This is a genomic window from Buttiauxella sp. S19-1, assembly GCF_022134725.1.
Taxonomy (GTDB): Bacteria; Pseudomonadota; Gammaproteobacteria; order Enterobacterales; family Enterobacteriaceae; genus Buttiauxella; species Buttiauxella ferragutiae.
Genome location: NZ_JAHWLU010000049.1, coordinates 1 through 22,078, shown reverse-complemented (window position 1 = coordinate 22,078; position 22,078 = coordinate 1). Strand labels below are relative to the sequence as shown.

Sequence of the window (22,078 nt, the reverse complement as noted above, 5' to 3'; positions counted from 1 at the left end):
CAGGTTAAGACAAAGTGAACAATCCCAACCCGAATCAAAGCAAAATTGTGAACGCCATCACTGGCGCACGGACGATAGATTTGTGGCAACGCCACGATTTACAGCAAGCCAAAGGCGACTGGCTGGCTGAAGAAATCCCGGTAGCACTGGTCTACAACGGTATTTCGCATGTCGTAATGATGGCATCCCCCAAAGATTTGGAACTCTTTGCGTTAGGTTTTTCCTTATCAGAAGGAATTATAGAATCCCCTGCCGATATTTACGGAATGGATGTTATCGCGGTGTGCAATGGTCTGGAGGTACAAATAGAGCTTTCCAGCCGCCGTTTCATGGGGTTAAAAGAACGCCGTCGCTCTCTTGCCGGGCGCACCGGTTGTGGCGTCTGTGGCGTTGAACAGCTCAATGATATTGGCCGCCCGCTGTCTCCATTACCCTTCACACAAACTTTTGATTTGAATAAACTGGACGCGGCGTTAAACCAGATGCGCGACTACCAACCCGTTGGGCAACTCACCGGTTGTACGCATGCCGCACTTTGGCTTAATGAGAACGGCACGATTCTGGATGGCAAAGAAGATATTGGCCGCCATGTGGCGCTGGATAAACTGCTTGGGGTGCGAGCCCGCGAAAGCTGGAACACTGGCGCAGTGTTAGTCTCCAGCCGTGCCAGCTATGAAATGGTGCAAAAATCGGCCCAGTGCGGCGTCGAGATTTTGTTTGCTGTTTCTGCCGCCACCACGCTTGCGGTGGAAGTTGCCCATCATTGCAATTTGACGCTGGTCGGCTTTAGTAAACCAGGCCGCGCCACGGTTTATACCCATCCGCAGCGGCTGCGTTAAGGAGTTGTACATTCCGTTACTTACCGACACCAATCACTCACGGAAGGTATTTGTTTATTGGAATAGAGTTATTTCAACGGGCCAACCGGCCGCACATAAACAAATACGAGACTATCAAAATGAAAAAAGTATTAACTCTGATTGCTGTCGCTGTAATGGGTCTGTCTTCTGTTGCTTTCGCGGCTGATACCACCGCAGCACCTGCTCCGGCAAAACACACTACTGTGCACCACAAAAAACACCACAAAGCAGCACCGGTAGCGCAGAAAGCGCAAGCAGCTAAAAAACACCACAAAAAAGCCACTCACACAGCAACACCAGCCGCTCCACAGAAAGCTCAGGCTGCCAAAAAGCACCACAAAAAAGCGGCAACCACAGTAGCGCCAGCGGCAAAACCAGCGGTTAAACCTGCTGCATAAGTCAGCCACACAATCCCTCTTCTCTAAAAACACTCGGCTTGCCGGGTGTTTTTTTCTTTGTTAGGGGGGAAGCGATTACGCCGTCCATCATTCACTCGTAATCGCACTCCATTTTTCCCGCAATCTGCCGATAACTTCTACAGGCGCCAGGGCGATTTTCCGCCAGGTTATCGAACAGAGGTTTAAATGGATAGTTTTCAAAAAGATATCGATGAAAGAGCTAACCTGGCGTTATCCAATAAATTTGAGCTGTTACTTTTCCGCTTAGGCGATGGCCAGCACGGTGGGAAATCTGAGTTGTATGGCATTAATGTTTTTAAGCTGCGTGAAATTGTACCGATGCCAAAAATTAACCGTGCAGCGGGAATGATGTCGCCGCTGTTGGGCATGGCAAATATTCGCGACCAGTTTATCCCGGTTATCGACCTGCCAGCCGTTACAGGCTGCACACCAAAAACCGGGCTGAATCTGTTACTGATAACCGAATATGCCCGCAGCACGCAGGCGTTTGCAGTAGAGTCGGTGGAAAATATTATCCGCCTCGACTGGAGCCAGGTTCACGCTGCCGAATCAGGCGTGAGCAGCCGTAACATCACCAGCATTGCCTCACTGGATAGCGACGAGCACAAAGGCGAACTGGCGCTGGTGCTCGATGTTGAACAGATCCTCTACGACATCATCCCTTCCGGGCGCAAAGTCGATATGGCGGCAATCGAAGGCAATACCAATCCGTTAAAACCCGGTGCCGTGGCGATTGTTGCCGAAGATTCCAAAGTCGCACGCCTGATGCTTGAGCAAGGGCTGAAAGGCATGGGCATTCCGGCAATGATGCATTCCACGGGGCTTGAAGCGTGGGAGAAAATCAAGGTTATCGCCGCAGAAGCTAAAACCGCAGGCCAGCCCATCACCGACCGCATTGGCATGGTGTTAACCGATATTGAAATGCCGGAAATGGATGGTTTTACCCTGACGCGAAACATCAAAACAGATATCACGTTAAAGCACATTCCGGTGGTGATTCACTCGTCTTTATCCGGCAGCGCCAACGAAGACCACGTGCGCAAAGTGGGCGCGAACGGCTATGTGGCAAAGTTCGATGTGAAAGAGCTTTCACAGGTGATTAATAAAGCGCTGGAAGGGGCGGTGGTTTAGTTTGCGAGCAATGCCGCAGAGCATAACTTTCCGCACGCAAACCGCTTGCTGGCAATAATCAATCGCAGTATCGTTGCGCCGTACCTGCAAAATCAGGTGCCGGGATTAGCCTCTCGATTATAGTTACAGGCGGTATATGACGCGCCAGCGTCTTTTTTTATACCGTGCGTTCGGCTACACCCTAATTATGGTGGGCTGGATGGGGGCGTCGAAAGATGCGCCGGTTTCCTGTAACACCGGTAAGGCTAACCTCGTTCAGCTCACCACCCAGAGATTAGCCTCTCAGGTGGTGGGAATATAACCCGTTACAGGAGGCTGCCACTATGGCTACTACCCCAACCCAAACTCATACTTTAGACCACTCGCCGCTTAATCTTTCTTTCAACGCAGACACCGATTTCACCGTGCTGGCAGACTATTGCGAACGCTTCGCCGACTCGCTGATTGCAAGCGCAAAACCGGGGGAAAGACGCGTCCTTTGCTACCGCCTCGCGGAATGCCTCGAACTGCTTTATTCAACGCTGAATGACGACATCCCAGAGCATCTGATTGAAAGTTTCACCGTGGATAGCATTCCGGCACAGGTCCCCACTTTTGAACCTGACCCCGACGATCTTTGCCGCTACTGCCTGACGTTGGCAAACATCCTCAATAGCCACAATTTTTCTGCCATGGAAGAAAAAGCGCTGACCGGACTGTTGTTTGAACTCACGGGCCACTTTGCCGATGAGTTACGAACGCCGCGTTTCGTCCGCACGGCAATAACGATGTAAATCTGCGAACCCGGTTCAGAAAGGGCTGGGTTCTTCTTCTTTTGGTTCAGCGTGACTCAGTTCGTCCTGTATCATCGACACGTCACGCTATAACTCAAGGATGGAAATAATGTCTGATAACGATCTGATCCTCTACACCTCTGAAGACGGCGAATCCCAGTTTATTTTGCGTGAATTGGGGGGCCAGGTATGGCTTACGCAACTAGAAATGGGCGAGCTTTACCAGACCAGTAAGCAGAATATTGGCAAGCACGTAAAAGGCGTGATCACAGATGGGGAGCTGGCTGAGGAGGCAGTTGTAAACCGTAAGTTTACAACTGGAACAGATGGAAAAGAGTATCTGACATTACTTTATTCTCTGCCAATGATAATCGCGGTGGGCTACCGGGTCCGCTCTACACGCGGCACTCAGTTCCGCCAATGGGCAACCCGTACACTTGGCGAATATATGCTTAAAGGCTTCGCTATGGATGACGAACGCCTTAAAGATCCTAAGTGGGATTACTTTGACGAATTGCTGGAGCGCATCCGCGAAATACGCTCTTCAGAGCTGCGCTTTTATCAAAAAATTCGCGATCTATTTACCCTTTCCGAAGACTATCACGCCAACGAAAAAGACACTGGCCTGCTGTTTGCCGAAGTGCAAAACAAACTGTTTTTCGCGGTCACCGGTTATACCGCCGCCGAACTGGTGGTACAGCGTGCAGATGCAACGAAATCCAATATGAATTTGCTGAGTTTTAAAGGCTCACGTGTGCGCAAAGCGGATGTGGTGATCGCCAAAAATTACCTTAATGAAGACGAACTCGATAGCCTGAATCGTCTGGCCTCGATGTTTTTAGAATTCGCAGAGTTCCGCGCCAAACAAAAACAACACCTGAAGCTCGCAGACTGGCGTAAATTTATCGACAACTTTATGGCTTTTAATGAACAACCACTTTTGAATCACCGTGGTTCTGTTAGCCGTGAACAGATGAAATCCGTGGTAAATGAGCGTTATGAATCATTCGATAAATCCAGAAAAATAGCTGATGCGCGTGAAGCCGACCGCATTGAGTTGGAACAGTTAGAACAGCTCGAAAAACGCCTGAACCTAAAAAAGGGCCACTAACATGGCCCTCGTTTTACGATGAAAAACCCTACTCTAAATAAAACACTTCTTTAAGCTCCGCACTCACCGGGCTGTTGTCGGCATTGCTCGGCATAATCTCGCTCATGTGCTTCCACCAGCGTTGGCAAACTTCGGTTTGGGCAACCGCGTTCCAGCGGGCTTCAGACTCAATTTCTACCGTGGCAAAAAGTAGATGGCGTTCAGCATCAAGATAGATAGCGTAGTGATGAGCACCGTGCTGTTTAAGTACCGCTTCCAGCTCAGGCCAAATCGGCGTATGGCGACGCTGATATTCTTCATGGGCATCGGGATTCACCTGCATAACAAAAGCTTTGCGGATCATAACGCCTCCAGGTACAGCTCGCGGACTTCCTCACGCGTGGCAACGCGTGGATTGCATGGCGCGCATGGATCAGCAAGAGCGTTGTCCAGCCAGCCTTCGATGTCTGTGGTTTGAATACCAAGCTGGCTAAAGCCAGATGGGATGCCGACACGTGTGGAAAGCGCACGAATCGCCAGAATAGCCTCAAAGCTGGCTTCTTCTTCTTCCATATCCTGAGTATTCACGCCCATTGCTGCGGCGACTTTCGCAAAACGTGCCACTGCTTTCGGGCGGTTAAAGGCTTCGATTACCGGCAACAAAATTGCGTTACACACGCCGTGTGGCAGGTTGTGCGTCGCACCCGGTTGGTGTGCTAGCGCATGTACCAGGCCAAGACCGGCACTGTTAAACGCCATACCCGCCAGATATTGGCCGTAAGCCATCATTTCACGCGCTTCAAGGTTTTGTCCCTCGTCGACCGCTTTTGGCAACCACTGGCTAATCAGGCGGATAGCCTCCAGCGCATTGGCGTCGGTGAGCGGATGAGCGGCGACAGAAACGTAAGCTTCGATGGCGTGAGTCAACGCATCCATACCCGTTGCGGCAGTGACGCTCGCCGGGATATTCAGCATGACGCTGGCGTCATCGACGGCGATGTCCGGAATCAGGTTAGTGTCGATAATGACTTCTTTTACATGGCGCACGGAATCGATAATTACCGCATTGCTGGTCATCTCTGCCGCAGTTCCCGCAGTGGTGTTAATCGCCACTAGCGGTACGCCAGGATTAGTCACTTTGCCCACGCCGGAATACGCGGTTGATGGGCCTGGGTTTGCGGTCAGGATTTTCACCGCTTTAGCGGTATCAATCGGGCTGCCGCCACCGAAGGCAATCAGGTAATCGCAACCTGCGGCCTGATACGCCGCAAAGCCTTTTTGCACCAGTTCTTCAGTCGGGTTCGGGAACACTTCATCGAACAGTTCGTAAGAAAGCTGATGTTCGTCGAGCGCGCTAAACAGGCTTTCGAGCAAGCCCATTTTCACCAGTTGCCCGTCGGTGATGATTAACGCTTTGCCCCAGGGTTTAGCGGCAATCAATTTCACCATATCGCCGATAGCGCCCGCGCCGTGAAGGCTGATTTTTGGTAAGGCCAACATAAAGCTCATAGCTATTCTCCATAATATTGATGTTTTAAAAATCCATATCCTCACCCCGGCCCTCTCCCCCAGGAGAGGGGGGAAACCAGAGCGGGAAAAAATCAAACTCGCCGACGCCCTAAAAAACGCCGGGTAATAATGGGCAGTGAAATCACCACTATCAGCATCGAGCCGACAATAATCGACATCACGATACCTGGCACATTCAACAGGCTCAGGCCGAACGTCACCAGCCCCATCAGGAATGCGGCGATAATCACCCCCGCCATGCTCCCCGAACCGCCCAGAATATTGACGCCGCCGAGCACCGCCATGGTGACCACGCTTAACTCCCAACCTATTGCGATGGTCGGGCGCGTGCTCCCGAGGCGTGAGGTCAACAACACTGACGCCAGCCCCGCCATCACACCAACCAGCACGAACAGCATCAGGTTGTGGCGTTTCACGTTGATACCGGAATACCACGCACCCGTCGGGTTATTGCCGATGGCGTAAGTCCGGCGGCCAAAGTTGGTTTTGTGCAGCAAGAAAGCGAACACCGCCGCCAGCACTATGAACAAGGCAAATTCAAACGACAGCGCCCCCCAGACGTAGCCCTGACCAAACCATGCAAAACTTTCCGGGTACTTATTTAGCGCCTGATCACCCAGCAATATGTAGGTGATACCGCGGTACAAACTCATGGTGCCGATGGTGATAACAATCGACGAAAGGTTGAACCGCGTAACCAGCAGGCCGTTGAACAAACCGCACAGCAAACCGACGCCCAGCCCGATACACACCAGCCCTGTGGTATCGACTCCCGCCTGCGCACAGAAGCCCATTGCCGTCGAGCTAAGCGCAATAGTCGACGCTACCGACAGGTCAATTTCACGGGCAATAATCAGCATCGCCATCGGCAGCACGATGATCGCCTTTTCCGTGAAGTTGAAAGTGGCGTCCGACAGGTTCCAGATGTTGAGGAAATATGGCGAAGCCAGCGCGTTGGCGATAAATACAGCCAGCGTCACCGTCAGCAAAAATGTCTCCCAGCACAGCAAGCGACGTAATAGTGATGCGGACACCGCCTGCGATGGCACAGATTCAGAGATCAGCGTTTTATTCATGACTCACTCCCGGAGCTTGCCGCGCAAGCACTGCGTCGCGCAAAATCAGCCGTCCTTTGCGTTTATTGCCGCGTTCGTTGAGTAACACCGCAATCACAATCACCGCGCCTGAAATCGCCATTTGCCAGAACGGCGAGACGCCAATCACCGGCAGCGCGTTGTTGATAACACCAAGGAACAGAGCGCCCAGTAAGCAACCGAGCACGCGCCCGATACCGCCCATGGTGCTGATCCCGCCAATCACACAGGCCGCTACGATTTGCAGTTCAAAACCGTTCGCCACGTCGACATACGCCACAGCAAAACGAGAAATCCACAAATAGCCGCAGAAACCTGCCAGCGCGCCCGAAAGGCTGAAACTGATGAACTGCATTTTTCCGGCGTTGATACCGGTGTAATACGCGGCGGTAGCGTTGCCGCCTGCGGTATACATCGCCCGGCCAGTGCGGCTGTAACGCAAAAAATAGCCGACCAACAACAATGCTGCGACCGCACACCAACTCAGCAACGGCATTCCCAAAATCACCGCACGCGGCAACCCGAGGAAATCGCTACTCATCTGGTGGGCGTTTATCCAGCCACCATTCGAAAGCAGGAAAATAATGCCGCGATAAATACTCATGGTGCCAAGCGTGACGACAATCGCCGGAATACCGAGCTTCCAGACCAACAAACCGTTGATTACGCCCATCAGCAAGCCCAGAACGGTTGCCAGCGAAAGCAGCGCCCAGACGGGAATTTGCGGATAGTGGAAGTTGAGTAACGCGACAATCATGCCGGTAAGCGCCAGGTTTGCCGCCATCGACAAATCAATACCTTTGGTGAGCAACACCATCATCTGGCCGAGGGCGAGAATGATAAGAATCGAGGTGTCGTTGAACATCTCCACCAGGTTGCCAGGTGCGAGGAACGACGGCGCACGGCTGCCAATACCCAGTACCATCAACAGGATGACGCCCGCGAGGAGAAATTCACGATGTTTGAGCAGGGTTTGCCACATTATGCTGCCTCCTCATGCGAGCCGCTGGCGGCGCTGACGATCATTTCCGCACTGGCTTCACCTGCGCGATATTCGGCAACCATTAGCCCTTCATGCATCACGATAATGCGGTCGGCCATGCCCATCACTTCCGGCAATTCGGACGACACCATAATCACCGCCAGGCCGTGACCCACCAGCTCAGACATAAACTGATGCACCGCAGCTTTGGAGCCGATATCGATGCCTTTAGTCGGCTCATCGAGAATGATCACCTCTGGCTGAGTCGCCAGCCATTTACCGATTACCACTTTTTGCTGATTACCGCCGGATAGCGTTTCAACCGGTTGTTTCCAGCTAAAAGCTTTGACCTGCAAGCGTTTGGCGTATTCATCGGCCAGCGCCCATTCTCGCGCATCGTTGAGTACACCACGCGGGTTGAGGCGGCTCAGTTGTGGCAAGCTGATGTTTTGGTAGATAGGCAGTTCAATGATGGCGCCCTGCTTCTGGCGCTCTTCCGGCACACAGACAATCCCGGCTTTGATGGCATCCGCAGGCTGGCGGAATTGCATCGGCTGACCGTTCAGCAAGATTTCACCATGCGATGGCCGCGACACGCCTGATAATGCCTGCATCAGTTCGGTCCGCCCGGCACCCACTAAGCCGTAGAAACCGAGGATTTCCCCTTTGCGTAACTGGAAATTGATATGGGCAAATTCAGTTGGATGGCAGAGATCGTTGACCTCCAGCACCACATCGCCAAGTTCGCAGTGCACTTTCGGGAAAGCGTGAGTGATTTCACGCCCAACCATCATGGTGACCATGCGCTCTTCGGTTATCTCATTGATTTGCCCGGAACTGATATACACCCCGTCGCGCAGAATGGTGTAGTGATCGGCAATGGCAAAAATCTCGTCGAATTTGTGCGAGATAAACAGAATCGCTTTGCCTTCGCGTTTCAGGCGCTCAACGATTTGATAAAACTCGACAATTTCATGCTGCGACAGCGCGGCGGTCGGTTCATCCAGAATGACAACCTGTGCCTCAAACGACAATGCGCGCGCAATCGCCACCATATGACGTTGAGCAATACTGAGAGTTTTGAGAGTAGCGCGAGGGTTAATCTGGACTTCAAGACGGGTAAGGATTTCTTCAGCCTGTTGGTGCATCGCGGGCCAGTCGAGTTTTTTGAAGAAACCGCGATAAATATAGTGGCCGACAAAAATGTTTTCAGTGACGGTCAGTTCATCAAACAGCACCGTTTCCTGGTGAATGGCTGTGATACCGACTTTATGCGCCGCTTCTGGGTTTGGCAGCGTAATAGGGATCGCTTTATATAACAGTTCGCCTTCTTCTGGCTGGTAAATCCCGGTCATGACTTTCACCAGGGTGGATTTACCGGCACCGTTTTCCCCGATGAGCGCCGTAACCTTTCCCGGCCACAAATCGAGGTGGACATTTTCGAGCGCGCGAACGCCGGGGAAGACTTTGGTGATCCCCTTGAGGGATAGCAGTGGTGTCGTGAGTGCCATGGTTAAGTTCTCCGTTGATTCTGGTTGCCCTCACCCCGGCCCTCTCCCCCCAGGAGAGGGAGAACACCGATCTGTCCCCTCTCCCTCAGTAAGAGGGAGAAAACCTTGGTCGGTCCCCTCGCCCTCAGGGAGAGGGTTAGGGTGAGGGTGGCTTCTAAAACCTAAATCAGAAGATTTTGGAGAATTTATCGATGTTGCTGGCATCGTAAACAAACGGCTCAGCCATCGCGCCGTTGCCATCCGCATCCAGCTTCACTTTGCCCAATTTACCCATGCTAGCTTCCTCTTTCGTCGCCGTACCTTTGACTAAATCGTCTGCCAGGTAAGTGGCGGCGTAGCCGAGATCGATTGGGTTCCAGATGGCAAAACTTTTCGAGGCACCTGATTTCACGGCACCCGCCATTTCAGACGGCAAGCCAAGGCCGGTCACGTAGACTTTGCCGATTTTGCCCTGGTCTTTCACCGCTTGTGCTGCGGCAACAATTCCGACGGAAGACGGCGAAACGATCACTTTTAAATCAGGATAAGATTTCAGCAGGCCGACAGTTTCACGGTAGCTTTTATCGGAAAGATCGTCGCCATAGGCCACGGTGACCAGATTGATAGACGGGTACTTCGGCAGTACCTTTTTCATCTCTTCAATCCAGATATTCTGGTTAGTTGAGGTCGGCGTGGCGCTCAGTATCGCGACATCACCTTTTTCGACGTTCATCGCTTTTAACGCATCTGCGGCCAGTTTGACGTTGGTTTCGCCAATCAATGCGTTATTAGAAGGGTTCAGGTGAATCTGGCGGCCATCTTTTGCCACACCGGAATCCCATGAAACGACTTTAATGCCACGCTGCATGGCCTTTTTCAGCACCGGAACCAGCGCGTCTGGGTCATTAGCAGAAATAGCAATGGCATCAACACCTTGAGCGATCAAGCCGTTGAGAACTTCAATTTGTGCTTCAGCTGTGGTGGTGGTTGGGCCGGTATAAATAACTTTAACGTCCCCCAACTCTTTGGCGGCTTCCTGCGCCCCGACGTTTGCTGCTTCAAAGAAACCATTACCAAGCGATTTCGCCACCAGCGCGATTTTCACTTCAGCAAGGGCAGAACCAGAGAGTGCTAGTGCGACAACGGTAAGCGTACAACCTAATATTGCTTTAGTTTTCATTGCTTGTACTCCGATGTTTGTAGGGTTTGCAGGTATTTTTATTTTTTTAAGGCGGATGGCATCAGCTCACCCGCCCCAGTATTGCTGTTTACAACTCTAAAGCGCTTGCTAATGGGGTGACGCCAAAACGCTTACCGAGCGCGATAAGTTCATCGCGAGAGATGGTTTGTTTCATGCCACCCATCGAAATAACTTTTACCAACACTTCAGCAGACTTCTCAGCGGTATCAATAAGACCAAACGCTTCATCAAGCGTTGGGCCGCTACCGAATACCCCGTGGAACGGCCACAGAACCAGCGAGTGTTTTGCCATCTCGTCAGCTGTCGCATTTCCAATTTCATCGGTGCCTGGCACCATCCACGGCAGAATGCCAACGCCGTCCGGGAACACCACCAGACATTCGGTGCTGCCTTCCCACAATTTGCGAGTGATGACTTCGGTGGTGTTTTCCAGCACGTAGGTCAGGGCAATCAGGTTGGTGGCATGACAGTGCATGATCACGCGATCTTTACCGCCAGTGGTTTTGATGCGTACGCTGTGTGACTGGAAGTGTGCCGCCAGTTCAGACGTTGGCACCGCTTCGTTTTCCAGCCCCCACAAAATGTGGTAGCCAGTTCCGCGGTTGTCCACTTTCACCACGCCAATATTTGCCGCTGGATCCAGTTGTACGTTGCGGAAGAATTTGCCAGAGCCAGTGACGATAAACGGCGTATTCGCCAGTTCAGGCATCGGCTGGCTTAAGGCGATGTAACGAGGTGCGGCGTGGAAATCAGCCTGGAATGGCGTGATGTCCGCTTCATCCAGACGCATGGTGATGTTGCCGCCATTGCGCTCATCCCAGCCTTTCAGCCAGGCATCACTTGTTGCTTTGATCATGCCTTCTACAAACCAGGCTTTGAGGATGTTCTGCATAGTCTTGTGGTTCCTTTGGTATTGGTGAGGGCTTTTTCCCCTCAACCTGGCCCTCTCCCAAGGGAGAGGGAATTAATCATGTTTTCTCCTTCTCCCTCAGGGAGAAGGTCGGGATGAGGGTGGTTAACCGCGTTTGCTCAACACGTCCTGCTCGTAAGTACGCACAGTTTTCAGCCACTGGGCATCAACCGGCGTGTCATTACGCTGGCAATACATTTCCCAAACCGCTGCCCATGGCAGTGATTTTTGCTCTTCCAGCAAGGCCAAACGCGCGGTGTAATCACCATCACGCTCAAGCTGGCGCAGAGTTTCAGTTGGCTCCAGCAACGCACGCAGTAGTGCTTTTTTCATGTTGCGAGTACCGATAACCCACGCCGCAATGCGGTTAATGGAGGCATCGAAGAAATCCAGCCCGATGTGTACGCGGTCGAACAGGTCGTGGCGGATGATTTCGCTGGCGATAGCTTGAGTTTCGTCATCCAGCAGTACCACGTGGTCGCTGTCCCAACGCACCGGGCGGCTCACGTGCAGCAGCAGGCGCGGTACATACAGCATGGCGCTGGAGATTTTATCGGAGATAACTTCAGTCGGATGGAAGTGACCGGCATCCAGGCACAGCGCGGTCTGGCGGCTGGTGGCATAACCGAAGTAGAACTCGTTGGAACCCACGGTGTAGCTTTCGGCACCAATACCGAACAGCTTGCTTTCTACCGCATCGATGTGATGTTGCGGGTTGAGTTTTTCGCTCATCGCTTCATCCAGTGCCGCGACCAGACGCTGGCGCGGAGCCAGGCGATCAACAGTGATGTCTTTCATGCCATCCGGGATCCAGATGTTCATTACTGACGGCGTACCTAACTGCTCGCCGAAGTAAGCAGAAACTTTGCGGCTGGCTTTAACGTGGTCAATCCAGAACTGACGAATTTCATCGTTAGCGTGGGACAACGTAAAACCATCGGCGCTTAACGGGTGCGAGAAACAAGACGGGTTGAAATCCAGCCCTAACTTGTTGGTTTTCGCCCACTCAACCCAGTTTTTGAAGTGTTCTGGTTTGATTTTGTCGCGTGAAACTGGCTGCTCAGATTCCAGATAAATGGCGTGCAGGTTCAGGCGTTTTGGGCCAGGGATCAGGCTTAATGCACGATCCAGATCGGAGCGTAATTCAGTCGCGTTGCGCGCTTTACCCGGATAGTTACCGGTGGCTTGAATCCCGCCGCTCAGCGCGCCTTCTGGGTTTTCAAACCCGGCAACGTCATCGCCCTGCCAGCAGTGCATAGAAACCGGCAAGCGGTCGAGCTGTTGCAGAGCAGATTCAACATCAACACCGACAGCAGCAAAACGCTGTTTCGCCAGTTCCCAGGCTTGATCAAGAGGTGTGGTCATGCGCAAAACTCCTTTTGTTTTTGATTGCTCAGCGGGAACTGCGCGATATACCGGGCAATTTCGCTATCTGTTTGTGGGGTAAAAGATTTCAATTCATAGCTGGCGGCGACGATTTTGCGGAAATCGTCAACGTCAGTGATTTCATCCAGCGCCATTAACTGGCAGCCGATATTGCCGAGCGTTGAGGCCTCAATCGGGCCGGCGAATACCGGAATCCCGCAGGCGTCAGCGCATAGCTGGTTCAGTAATTCGTTCTGGCTACCGCCGCCGACAATATTCAGGCAGCTAAACTCATGGCCACGAACGCTGGCCAGTTCTGCCAAAGTTTTGGCGTACAACAGCGCCAGGCTGTCGAAAATGCAGCGTGCAAGCTCGTTGTCTGTGAATGGAACCGGCTGGTTGCTTTCGCGACATGCCGCCTGAATTTCACGGCTCATGCTTTCAGGGTTAATAAAACGATCGTCGTTCGGGTTGATCACAAAGTGGCAGGCCGGAGTTTTACGGGTGCGATCGATAAGATCGCCCAGATCCGTGATCTCCAACTCTCTCGTGACGCGCTGTAACAACCATAGGCCCATAATGTTTTTCAGCACCCGATAACGCCCTTCCGCACCACCTTCGTTGGTGATGTTGGCGGCCAATGCTGCGCTATTGGCATACGGCGTTTTGCTCTCAAAGCCCATCAACGACCAGGTGCCAGAAGAAAGGTAGGCGGCGTTTTTATCTTTCAGCGGTGCGCCGATGACCGCACTGGCGGTGTCGTGCGTCGCGACTGAAACTACCGGGATTTTGTTCCCTTCGCGGCAAATCCACTGACCGATAACGTTGCCCGGATGGGTCGGCGTGCCGAACCATTTGCCTGGTACGCCCGCCCACTCGAGCAGGGTTTCATCCCAGTTATCGCTATTGATATTGACCAGCTGCGTGGTTGTGGCGTTGGTGTATTCCCAGTTCAACGCGCCCGTCAGGCGGTAGCAGAAATAGTCAGGGATCAGCAGTGCGTGTTCGACTTTATCGAACAGTTCTGGCTGTTGCTGCGCTAAAGCTCGGAACTGGTAAAGCGTGTTGAAAGGCAGGAACTGAATACCGGTACGACGATAGATTTCTTCGCGACCTAACTGGTTGAAAGCTTCGTCCATCACGCCGTCGGTGCGGCTGTCGCGATAAGAAACAGGCTGCCCAACTCGATTACCGTCGCGGTCAATCAGCACGTAATCAACACCCCAGGTGTCAATGCCGATACTGTCGATGGCGATACCTTCATCGCAGGCTTTTTGCAGGCCAGTGCGGATTTCCATTTCCAGCGCGTCCACATCCCACACAGTGGAACCGTCGACCTGTTTTAAACAGTTGGTGAAACGATGAATTTCTCGCAGACAAATGCTGCGGGTATCACGTTCAAAGCGCGCCAGCATGACACGGCCGCTTGATGCGCCCAGGTCTACCGCAACGCTATGGCGTAGAGTCATTTTGGGGGTCCTTGCTAAATTAATTGACCCCACTCTAAAAAGTAACGCTGTTGACCACCTTCTCGTTACTGACAGCGCTAATCCGCCGCTGGCAAAGAAGCAAAGATGAACGTGAGTCATGTCACAGATTCGTGTTTATCACCCATAAAACCGGGCTGTGACACTCTCCGCATTTCCTGATAATTCCCGACCTTTCTTAAAAAACGAGCAGGATTTAACGGATTTCGCGTCGAAAACTTAAGGTGCAGATGAGAAGCGTTATCTACTATCTGCTCATCGCAAAACGGTTTGGGGTTAATGATGACGGTATTACATGGTTTTGACTTTTTCCCATCTGGGCATTCGTCTGTGGCGATTGAGCCGCGTTTACCCCAGGCCGCCTTTCCGGAACACCATCATGACTTTTGCGAAATCGTCATTGTTGAGCACGGCACTGGAACCCACGTTTTTAACGGCCAGCCGTACACATTAAGCGGCGGTTCCGTCTGTTTCGTGCGCGATCACGATCGCCATTTGTACGAGCACACCGAAAATCTGTGCCTGACCAATATTCTGTACCGTGCGCCAGACGCATTTTGCTTTTTGTCCGGGTTGGATAAGTTGCTGCCGCAAGAGCAGGACGGCCATTACCCGTCGCACTGGCGCGTGAATCAACCCGTTTTGCAGCAAGTACGCGGGCTGATTGAACAGTTTGAGCAAATTGGTGAAGCGTCGGATACCCATTCTGTCGCCAACCGTGAAATTCTGTTTATGCAGTTGCTGGTATTGCTGCGCAAAGGCAGCATGGTGGAAGGTGCTGCAAGTTCAGAAGGCCGGTTAAATCTGCTGATGGCATGGCTTGAAGATCACTTCGCTGAGGATATTTGCTGGGAAGCGCTGGCTTCACAATTCACGCTTTCCCTGCGTACTTTGCATCGCCAGCTAAAACAGCGAACGGGTATGACGCCCCAACGCTATCTCAACCGTTTACGTTTGATGAAAGCGCGTCACTTGTTGCGCCATGGCGACGAAAGCGTCACAGACATCGCTTTTCAATGCGGTTTTGGCGACAGTAACCACTTTTCGACGCTGTTTAAGCGTGAGTTTTCCTGGTCACCGCGTGAGATTCGCCAGGGCCGAGATACGCAACTTCAGTAATCGCGAGGGCAATCACCGTTTTTTTAGCCAAAAAAGCCAATACTTGCCTGTTAGTTTGTCGGATGGCGCTGCGCTTATCCGACCTACGGTGCTTGTTTTGTCGGGTGGATAAGCGAAACGTCATCCACCATTTAGGTTTTGGTTTTTGAGGCATTACGGTGGCAAATCATTTAGTTCTCAAAAAAGCGGATTTCTTCGTTTCTGCCACGCAGCCCGTGGCGGTGGCGGATCGCTATCCGCAAAATGTCTTTGCCGAACATACCCACGATTTCTGCGAGCTGGTGCTGGTTTGGCGCGGTAACGGCTTGCACACCCTCAATGACCGGCCGTATCGCATCACCTGCGGCGACCTGTTTTATATCCGCGCGGAAGACCGCCACAGCTACGAATCGGTTAACGGTTTAGTGCTGCATAACATCATCTACTGCCCTGAAAGGCTCAAACTCAACGTCGACTGGAATGATTTGTTGCACAGCACACGGGCTGCCGGGAAAGATCCACGCTGGCGGCTGAGTAGCCACGGCATGGCACAAGCGCGGCAGTTAATCGGCCAACTGGAACACGAAAGCGTGAAAATGGACGCGCTGTCGGTGTGTCTGACCGAGAGCCTGTTCCTGCAACTGTGCATTTTGTTGCGCCGCCACCGCTATCAATCTCAGGATGCAACTGGGCCAGACAGTAGCGAAACGTTCGATTTATTACTGGCAGCGTTGGGGAAAAGTCTCGATTCGTCCTTTGAGCTTGCGCATTTTTGCCAGCAACATCAGGTGGCAGAGCGCCATTTACGGCAGATTTTTCGCCAGCAAACCGGCATGAGCATCAGCCAGTATTTACGCCAGTTACGCATCTGCCAGGCACAGGATTTATTGCGTCATAGTGAGTTGTTGATTGGTGATATCGCCACACGCTGTGGCTTTGAGGACAGTAACTATTTTTCGGTGGTCTTTACCAAGGAAACGGGGTTGACGCCACGGCTGTGGCGTCAACGATATGCTATTGAAACATAATTAATTTGCCATGCCGAGGCCGACGATGTTGGCAGCAATAATAATCACCACACAACCGACGCTCAGTACACCAACAGGACGAGTTCCTGCCGATTTCCACTCTTTCATAATCAAGCCAACCAACCCGCCGCACAGCACGTAGAAGCTCATGTGCAACATCCAGCTCATGTAGTCGTACTGCGCAGGAATTTTAGCGTGGCCCCAGGCGTAGAAGAAGAACTGCAGATACCACATCAAACCGGCAAGTGCCGCGAACAACACGTTGCTGATGATTAATGGTTTTGCCAGTGAGAAGTCTGCTTTTATCGACAAGTTCTGCATTTTTGCCAGACGAATGAAGCAGAAGCCAAGGTTGACAAGTGCGCCGCCGCCCATAATCACCACGTAACTTGGCAAGGCCACATACAGCGGGTCAACGCCCAGTGCTGCTGCCGCTTCGTGCATCGGTTTTGCGGCGTCCATCGCAAAGGACATACCTGCTGAGAAAATGCCGCACATCACCGCCAGAACCAGCCCTTTTTTCAGGTTGAACTCTTCAGCCTTGATGCCCATTTTGCGTTCTTTGAGTTGGCCTGCGCGGGTGACAATGGCCACGCCGATCAGCGCAACCAGAACACCCAGCAACGTCATGCGTCCACCAAGTGTGCCAATCAGCACATCAAATTTTCCGGCAATTATTGGCGTCATTAAGGTGCCGACAATCAGCGTGATGCCAATCGCAATACCGATGCCCATCGACATGCCCAAGTAGCGCATGGTCAGGCCATAGTTAATGTTACCAATGCCCCACATTGCGCCAAACAAGAAGACTGGCAACAAAGTTGAAGCGTTAAACGAACCGAAGTAAGCCCAAAAATCAGGAAGTAAAACGTAACTCACCGTCCATGGCAAAATAATCCAGGAAACGAAGCCGCCAACCGCCCACATTGTTTCCCATGACCAACGCTGCACTTTTTTAAAAGGGGCGTAAAAACAGGCAGCGCTCGCGGCGCCCACGAGATGCCAGATTATCCCCATCGTTATTGCATTACTCATTATCCATATCCCTCTGTTTTAACTAAAAAACTCAGGGGTGACAGCTGACTACCCCATTGCCACTGAGTCTAAGGATTGAGCAACTTGCTAACCTTCTATGTGCTGCCGTGGCGGAGAGAAAAATGGCAAAATTCAGGGGGTGCGATTGACGGGGGTCACAGTTCTTTATAACCATGATATTTCAAGTTGTGGGTCGATTAGCTGCGAATGAAAGTGAGCAGTGGATAAGCGCAAGCGCCATCCACCGTTTTTGGACTAACAGATTTTTGTGGTTTGCACGCCGAGCAACCAGGCAAGTTTTTCCAGAACCGCCCCCTGATGCCCCAGACCAATCGCACAATGGTGCGCTGGCCCACCGAGACACCATTGCGTGGTGAAATCGCGCGCCGAAAGCGCGAAGCGATAGCGACTGTTGGTATTGCCAATATCCAGCACTTCGCCAGCCACCGCCTCCCCTTCGGCATACTGCAAACACACGCCGTTGTGTGCATCCTCAACAATCGACAGGAACGTAACAGGGCCGGGTTTAACGGTCATCTGAATAGAGACGCCTTTACCCGGCTTGCCGTGATAAACCGGCAGCGGCACCAGCCGCACATTGCCTTCGGCCATCAGTGGATGTGCTGGGCCATCGTGCCCCCACAGCACCACATCATCCGCGAATTCAATGCCATACGGCTCAGAGAACGAGCCACCCGCGCCCAGCAATTGCTGGATTTTCATCGCCAGCACATTTTTGATTTCATACTCACCGGCAACGGGAATGCCACGCTGAGTCAGTAACGTGTTACCGAGAATAATCGAGGTAATGATGTTCTCGTAAGCGTTGCCATTGCGCCCTTCGTAGTAATACGCCAGCGCACCAAGGTGGTTGTTTTCTATCAGTTGATCCATGGCGCAAGCGGTCTGGACGGCACGTTCTAATTCGTTTTTTTCACAGGCGGGATCGATTTGCAGCGAGGCTTCCACTTCTTGCCATTTTTGCCTGCTGGCGGTTTGCGTGACCAGCTCGCGGTATTCGGCCAGCTCGCACATTTCCAGCGGCTTGAAGCGCACGCCGAGTTTGGCGCTCAGGTTGGTCATGTTGCTGTAAACGTCGACCATGCCGTCGTAATAATGCCCCAACACACCCACCTGGCAAGCCGCCAGCTGTTTGTGTACTTCGAGGGCTTGCAGCCATTGTTCCGTTTGCTGCCAGGCATATTCATCACCCTGCAATGCCCCGACGATCAGCTGGTAACGAATCCCCGCGCGATTAAACACGTTTGCCAGTTCCGGTGCGCTGCACGCCTGGCAGTGTGCCAGCCATTCGCCGGTACGTTCGCCACGATCGGCCATCTCGCGGATTTTCCCGTACGGCAAACCCAGTTCTGGTTGCAGGGCGAGGATAATCACCGGCTTGTTGATCTTTTGCACCAGCGGCAGCACCGTGGAACTCAGCGCGTAGGTGCTGATATACAGCACGATGGCATCGACCGGTTGACTTTGAAGTTGTGTAGCAAAGCGGTCAGCTTTGGCGACGCTATCAATCAGGCCACCATTAATCACCGTCGCGTTAAGCCCGGCGAGACGATGGTCAATTTGTTGCAGATAGCCTGTAAGGCGCTGTTCCAGGCCAGAAAATTGCGGCCAGTAGGTATCAAGGCCGATACCGAAAAGGGCGACGTTAAGCGACATAGTAGTGCTCCAGGCAAGAATGAAGCGCCGACTATCACCCTATTTACCCAACGCTACCTTTGCGGCAATGCCAGTTTCTGTGGCTGATGGCAAAAAACGATTTATCTGCCTGACAGTGCTCACATTTTCTCCATCATGACGAAAAGTTATAACCTTGCTAAAAGTACGGCATTGATAATCATTTTCAATATCATTTAATTAACTATAATGAACCAACTGATTACGCGGCGTTAACAGCTTGTGCGCCGTTCGATAATAAATGGAGATGATGAACATGAGTTATACACTGCCATCCCTGCCTTACGCATACGACGCTCTGGAACCGCATTTCGACAAGCAAACGATGGAAATCCATCACAGCAAACACCACCAGGCGTACGTAAATAACGCTAATGCAGCGCTGGAATCTCTGCCAGAGTTCGCAAGCCTGCCAGTTGAAGAGCTGATCGCTAAACTGGATCAACTGCCAGCTGACAAGAAAACCGTTCTGCGTAACAACGCAGGTGGCCACGCTAACCACAGCTTCTTCTGGAAAGGCCTGAAAACTGGCACCACCCTGCAAGGTGACCTGAAAGCAGCCATCGAGCGTGACTTCGGTAGCGTTGATAATTTCAAAGCAGAATTTGAGAAAGCTGCGGCAACTCGTTTCGGCTCCGGCTGGGCGTGGCTGGTTCTGAAAGGTGACAAACTGGCTGTGGTTTCCACCGCAAACCAGGACAGCCCGCTGATGGGCGAAGCAGTTTCTGGCGTATCCGGCTTCCCAATCGTGGGTCTGGATGTGTGGGAGCATGCTTACTATCTGAAGTTCCAAAACCGTCGCCCTGACTACATCAAAGCATTCTGGGATGTGGTGAACTGGGACGAAGCAGCAGCACGTTTTGCTGCTAAAAAATAAGTTGCAAAGCAACTGATGAAAAGCGAGCCTGATGGCTCGCTTTTTTTATATCTGTCGTCTGGCCACAGGGAGGATCCGATGCACTATCCGCTAAACGTATATATTGGCAAAGTTCGTGAGTATGCAGGCAGCAGGCCAAGTGCGATCGCCAAATATCAGGTCGATGGTGAGCTGAAACTCACTGAGTTGGGTCTGGAAGGCGATCAACAGGCTGAAAAAATTGTTCATGGTGGGCCAGATCGCGCGTTGTGCCATTATCCGCGCGAGCATTACACCTGGTGGGCGCGTGAATTCCCCGAACAGGCTGAACTGTTTACCGCCCCAGCCTATGGTGAAAATTTATCGACCGAGGGGCTGACAGAAAAAGATGTCTATATTGGCGATATTTTCCGTTGGGGCGATGCACTGATTCAGGTCACACAACCGCGCTCACCGTGCTACAAGCTGAATTATCATTTTGGCATTAACAATATGTCTTCGCTGATGCAGGAAACGGGTTATTGCGGCTGGCTGTATAAAGTCGTGCTGGCAGGCAATGTATCGACAGAAAATCCACTGGAACTGGTTTCCCGAGTAAGTGATGTTTCGGTGGCTGAAGCTATCGCCATCGCCTGGCATATGCCATTTGATGACGAACAATTCCATCGCTTGCTGTCCGCCGCCGGACTATCGACAAGCTGGACGCGTACCATGCAGAAACGACGTCTTTTTGGAAAGGTTGAAGATAATTCACGACGGTTGTTTGGGAAGTAAATTCCAGAAACAAAAAACCCGCCAGAGGCGGGTTTTTTTAATTCTTAGCTTTGCTAACGCTAACCTTACAGGCTAGTTACGTTACCAGCAGCTGGGCCTTTAGCACCACTTTCGATGGTGAAAGACACTTTCTGGCCTTCGTCCAGAGACTTGTAGCCATCGTTCTGGATAGCAGAGAAGTGTACGAACACGTCTTTTGAGCCATCGTCAGGAGTGATGAAGCCGAAGCCTTTGTCAGAGTTGAACCATTTTACGAGACCAGTCATTTTGTTAGACATAGATATTACCTTTTAAATTAAATTTGCCTTCCGGCGCAATTGGAATGTTTTACAGATTTTTTAAAGCGATAAAGGAAGGTAGATCACGTCGAAGGGTATCTATGATAACTCTTTGAGGACTGCGCTACTAAACTGCTTAAAGGTTCTGTGCTTCAAACCGATGAATGCATTAACTCATATAACCACGATGAATGACAAGGTTTATTTTAGCCGTCCACAGGGCTGGAGCTCAGGCCGCCTCTGGGCTGAGCGCCTGAAGCATCGCTCTATTCAGTAAATAACTGAATGGTGATACAAAGCCGATTCAAAATCTTCCTTCATGCTTGCGTAGAGTAAAATACTGATTTCGTCATGATTGTTATGGTCATAAAAACAACGATACTCATTTTTCACACCCAGCCATTCACGAATTCTGACACCTTTGTCTGCCAGCGTAGCGTTTATCCGATATCGGGTGGGTCGGCCTCTTCGAGCTGGCGTTCTGCTGCGGTCTGGACGAAGAGTTCCGCAACACCATTCCTGGTAACGAATACTCCGCCTTCAAACAGCTCAGGGTTGCTTAACCCTTCACGGGCGGTCTTTTGGGATATTGTATTTCTCATTACTGACAGTTAATGATGAGTTTATGAACAGCGCCAGGCGGCGTCATATTTATGACAAATTTGTACACGCGACGTGAAATTAGAAGGAATGGGACGACTAAAAGAGGGAAGCATCCCCCGCCATTAAGCGCTGTCTCTTAGTCACAACTTTGAGGGCCGGTTCCTGTCGAGCCGAAGAAGGTTCCGTTCACCAGGCGATTGAGTACTTATGTCGCCACAGAACCGGTGAACGTCTTAGGGTGGCCACCGTCGCCACCCTAAGAACCCTGACTCCCGGCAAATAAATCGCCGCAAGCGGTAAACCTCCATTTTGCCTCCGTGTCAGGGTCGGTTGCGATTCGTTCCAGACGATCGCGCCCTCCAGCCGTTCCCGACGGCTG

General features: G+C 51.9%; 22 protein-coding genes. 10 read left to right on the top strand and 12 right to left on the bottom strand.

Translation table 11 applies throughout. From position 1 onward, the window contains the following. Positions 1-14 precede the first annotated feature (14 nt). The 6 genes from fdhD to rhuM all read left to right on the top strand — a co-directional run bounded on the left by fdhD (position 15) and on the right by rhuM (position 4,294). Positions 15-839, top strand: coding sequence for a formate dehydrogenase accessory sulfurtransferase FdhD (gene fdhD, locus MES37_RS12675; RefSeq protein WP_064542682.1), 825 nt, complete (start codon positions 15-17; stop codon positions 837-839). A gap of 119 nt (positions 840-958) precedes the next feature. Beyond that, complete coding sequence (gene asr / locus MES37_RS12670) at positions 959-1,258, top strand: acid resistance repetitive basic protein Asr (protein ID WP_064542679.1); 300 nt, start codon at positions 959-961, stop codon at positions 1,256-1,258. 186 nt (positions 1,259-1,444) lie between these two features. Continuing rightward, entirely contained in the window at positions 1,445-2,410 is a 966-nt protein-coding gene (locus MES37_RS12665; RefSeq protein WP_237931573.1) for a chemotaxis protein, read from the top strand. A 136-nt stretch (positions 2,411-2,546) separates the two neighbouring features. Continuing rightward, a complete protein-coding gene (locus MES37_RS12660; RefSeq protein ID WP_232904837.1) occupies positions 2,547-2,711 on the top strand; it encodes an ash family protein in 165 nt (54 codons plus the stop codon). A gap of 22 nt (positions 2,712-2,733) precedes the next feature. Then, positions 2,734-3,183, top strand: coding sequence for a hypothetical protein (locus MES37_RS12655; RefSeq protein ID WP_064542673.1), 450 nt, complete (start codon positions 2,734-2,736; stop codon positions 3,181-3,183). Between the two features lie 109 nt (positions 3,184-3,292). After that, positions 3,293-4,294, top strand: a complete 1,002-nt coding sequence (gene rhuM / locus MES37_RS12650; RefSeq protein ID WP_237931571.1) for a RhuM family protein — start codon at positions 3,293-3,295, stop codon at positions 4,292-4,294. Between the two features lie 28 nt (positions 4,295-4,322). On the opposite strand, the gene rhaM is transcribed toward rhuM, so the two are convergent. From rhaM to rhaB, 9 genes are all read right to left on the bottom strand, one after another. After that, positions 4,323-4,637, bottom strand: a complete 315-nt coding sequence (gene rhaM, locus MES37_RS12645) for an L-rhamnose mutarotase (RefSeq protein ID WP_237931569.1) — start codon at positions 4,635-4,637, stop codon at positions 4,323-4,325. Continuing rightward, positions 4,634-5,782, bottom strand: coding sequence for a lactaldehyde reductase (gene fucO, locus MES37_RS12640; protein ID WP_237931568.1), 1,149 nt, complete (start codon positions 5,780-5,782; stop codon positions 4,634-4,636). Before fucO ends, rhaM begins: the two co-directional genes overlap by 4 nt. A 92-nt stretch (positions 5,783-5,874) precedes the next feature. After that, on the bottom strand, positions 5,875-6,879 hold the full coding sequence (locus MES37_RS12635; protein WP_064542661.1) for an ABC transporter permease: 1,005 nt from the start codon (positions 6,877-6,879) through the stop codon (positions 5,875-5,877). After that, positions 6,872-7,879 carry an ABC transporter permease gene (locus tag MES37_RS12630; RefSeq protein ID WP_133522122.1) on the bottom strand — a complete coding sequence of 336 codons (1,008 nt, stop codon included), beginning with the start codon at positions 7,877-7,879 and terminating at the stop codon, positions 6,872-6,874. Before MES37_RS12630 ends, MES37_RS12635 begins: the two co-directional genes overlap by 8 nt. Further along, on the bottom strand, positions 7,879-9,390 hold the full coding sequence (locus MES37_RS12625; protein ID WP_064542655.1) for a sugar ABC transporter ATP-binding protein: 1,512 nt from the start codon (positions 9,388-9,390) through the stop codon (positions 7,879-7,881). The genes MES37_RS12630 and MES37_RS12625 overlap by 1 nt, the downstream gene beginning before the upstream one ends. A 166-nt stretch (positions 9,391-9,556) precedes the next feature. Next, positions 9,557-10,549 carry a rhamnose ABC transporter substrate-binding protein gene (gene rhaS / locus MES37_RS12620; RefSeq protein WP_064542652.1) on the bottom strand — a complete coding sequence of 331 codons (993 nt, stop codon included), beginning with the start codon at positions 10,547-10,549 and terminating at the stop codon, positions 9,557-9,559. A gap of 88 nt (positions 10,550-10,637) precedes the next feature. Continuing rightward, a complete protein-coding gene (gene rhaD / locus MES37_RS12615) occupies positions 10,638-11,462 on the bottom strand; it encodes a rhamnulose-1-phosphate aldolase (protein ID WP_064542649.1) in 825 nt (274 codons plus the stop codon). Positions 11,463-11,585: 123 nt separating this feature from the next. Continuing rightward, complete coding sequence (gene rhaA / locus MES37_RS12610) at positions 11,586-12,845, bottom strand: L-rhamnose isomerase (protein ID WP_064542646.1); 1,260 nt, start codon at positions 12,843-12,845, stop codon at positions 11,586-11,588. Continuing rightward, on the bottom strand, positions 12,842-14,314 hold the full coding sequence (rhaB, locus tag MES37_RS12605) for a rhamnulokinase (RefSeq protein WP_237931566.1): 1,473 nt from the start codon (positions 14,312-14,314) through the stop codon (positions 12,842-12,844). Before rhaB ends, rhaA begins: the two co-directional genes overlap by 4 nt. Before the next feature lie 300 nt (positions 14,315-14,614). Between rhaB and rhaS (MES37_RS12600) the strand changes: the two genes are divergently transcribed. Beyond that, entirely contained in the window at positions 14,615-15,451 is an 837-nt protein-coding gene (gene rhaS / locus MES37_RS12600) for an HTH-type transcriptional activator RhaS (RefSeq protein WP_064542800.1), read from the top strand. A 158-nt stretch (positions 15,452-15,609) separates the two neighbouring features. Then, entirely contained in the window at positions 15,610-16,458 is an 849-nt protein-coding gene (gene rhaR, locus MES37_RS12595; protein WP_064542641.1) for an HTH-type transcriptional activator RhaR, read from the top strand. Here rhaR and rhaT read toward each other — a convergent pair whose 3' ends face one another. Together rhaT and MES37_RS12585 are read right to left on the bottom strand one after the other, a co-directional pair. Continuing rightward, a complete protein-coding gene (rhaT, locus tag MES37_RS12590) occupies positions 16,459-17,493 on the bottom strand; it encodes an L-rhamnose/proton symporter RhaT (protein WP_237931564.1) in 1,035 nt (344 codons plus the stop codon). A gap of 255 nt (positions 17,494-17,748) precedes the next feature. After that, positions 17,749-19,170, bottom strand: coding sequence for an L-fucose/L-arabinose isomerase family protein (locus MES37_RS12585; protein ID WP_133522124.1), 1,422 nt, complete (start codon positions 19,168-19,170; stop codon positions 17,749-17,751). Positions 19,171-19,444: 274 nt separating this feature from the next. Here MES37_RS12585 and sodA point away from each other — a divergent pair, with 274 nt between their 5' ends. After that, positions 19,445-20,065 (top strand): superoxide dismutase [Mn], encoded by a 621-nt coding sequence (sodA, locus tag MES37_RS12580; protein WP_034460735.1) that lies wholly within the window; start codon positions 19,445-19,447, stop codon positions 20,063-20,065. 78 nt (positions 20,066-20,143) lie between these two features. After that, positions 20,144-20,818 carry a 6-hydroxyaminopurine reductase gene (yiiM, locus tag MES37_RS12575; protein ID WP_064542630.1) on the top strand — a complete coding sequence of 225 codons (675 nt, stop codon included), beginning with the start codon at positions 20,144-20,146 and terminating at the stop codon, positions 20,816-20,818. A gap of 65 nt (positions 20,819-20,883) precedes the next feature. On the opposite strand, the gene cspE is transcribed toward yiiM, so the two are convergent. Continuing rightward, on the bottom strand, positions 20,884-21,096 hold the full coding sequence (gene cspE / locus MES37_RS12570) for a transcription antiterminator/RNA stability regulator CspE (RefSeq protein ID WP_034499351.1): 213 nt from the start codon (positions 21,094-21,096) through the stop codon (positions 20,884-20,886). Positions 21,097-22,078 lie beyond the last annotated feature (982 nt).

Bases quoted from the DNA above. Each gene is read 5' to 3' on its own strand.
- rhaT (WP_237931564.1), bottom strand. From the start codon at position 17,493: ATGAGTAATGCAATAACGATGGGGATAATCTGGCATCTCGTGGGCGCC.
- MES37_RS12655 (WP_064542673.1), top strand. From the start codon at position 2,734: ATGGCTACTACCCCAACCCAAACTCATACTTTAGACCACTCGCCGCTT.
- rhaM (WP_237931569.1), bottom strand. From the start codon at position 4,637: ATGATCCGCAAAGCTTTTGTTATGCAGGTGAATCCCGATGCCCATGAA.
- MES37_RS12665 (WP_237931573.1), top strand. From the start codon at position 1,445: ATGGATAGTTTTCAAAAAGATATCGATGAAAGAGCTAACCTGGCGTTA.
- sodA (WP_034460735.1), top strand. From the start codon at position 19,445: ATGAGTTATACACTGCCATCCCTGCCTTACGCATACGACGCTCTGGAA.
- MES37_RS12625 (WP_064542655.1), bottom strand. From the start codon at position 9,390: ATGGCACTCACGACACCACTGCTATCCCTCAAGGGGATCACCAAAGTC.
- rhaB (WP_237931566.1), bottom strand. From the start codon at position 14,314: ATGACTCTACGCCATAGCGTTGCGGTAGACCTGGGCGCATCAAGCGGC.
- MES37_RS12635 (WP_064542661.1), bottom strand. From the start codon at position 6,879: ATGAATAAAACGCTGATCTCTGAATCTGTGCCATCGCAGGCGGTGTCC.
- cspE (WP_034499351.1), bottom strand. From the start codon at position 21,096: ATGTCTAACAAAATGACTGGTCTCGTAAAATGGTTCAACTCTGACAAA.
- MES37_RS12630 (WP_133522122.1), bottom strand. From the start codon at position 7,879: ATGTGGCAAACCCTGCTCAAACATCGTGAATTTCTCCTCGCGGGCGTC.
- rhaA (WP_064542646.1), bottom strand. From the start codon at position 12,845: ATGACCACACCTCTTGATCAAGCCTGGGAACTGGCGAAACAGCGTTTT.
- MES37_RS12585 (WP_133522124.1), bottom strand. From the start codon at position 19,170: ATGTCGCTTAACGTCGCCCTTTTCGGTATCGGCCTTGATACCTACTGG.
- MES37_RS12660 (WP_232904837.1), top strand. From the start codon at position 2,547: ATGACGCGCCAGCGTCTTTTTTTATACCGTGCGTTCGGCTACACCCTA.
- asr (WP_064542679.1), top strand. From the start codon at position 959: ATGAAAAAAGTATTAACTCTGATTGCTGTCGCTGTAATGGGTCTGTCT.
- rhaD (WP_064542649.1), bottom strand. From the start codon at position 11,462: ATGCAGAACATCCTCAAAGCCTGGTTTGTAGAAGGCATGATCAAAGCA.
- rhuM (WP_237931571.1), top strand. From the start codon at position 3,293: ATGTCTGATAACGATCTGATCCTCTACACCTCTGAAGACGGCGAATCC.
- fucO (WP_237931568.1), bottom strand. From the start codon at position 5,782: ATGAGCTTTATGTTGGCCTTACCAAAAATCAGCCTTCACGGCGCGGGC.
- yiiM (WP_064542630.1), top strand. From the start codon at position 20,144: ATGCACTATCCGCTAAACGTATATATTGGCAAAGTTCGTGAGTATGCA.
- rhaS (WP_064542652.1), bottom strand. From the start codon at position 10,549: ATGAAAACTAAAGCAATATTAGGTTGTACGCTTACCGTTGTCGCACTA.
- rhaS (WP_064542800.1), top strand. From the start codon at position 14,615: ATGACGGTATTACATGGTTTTGACTTTTTCCCATCTGGGCATTCGTCT.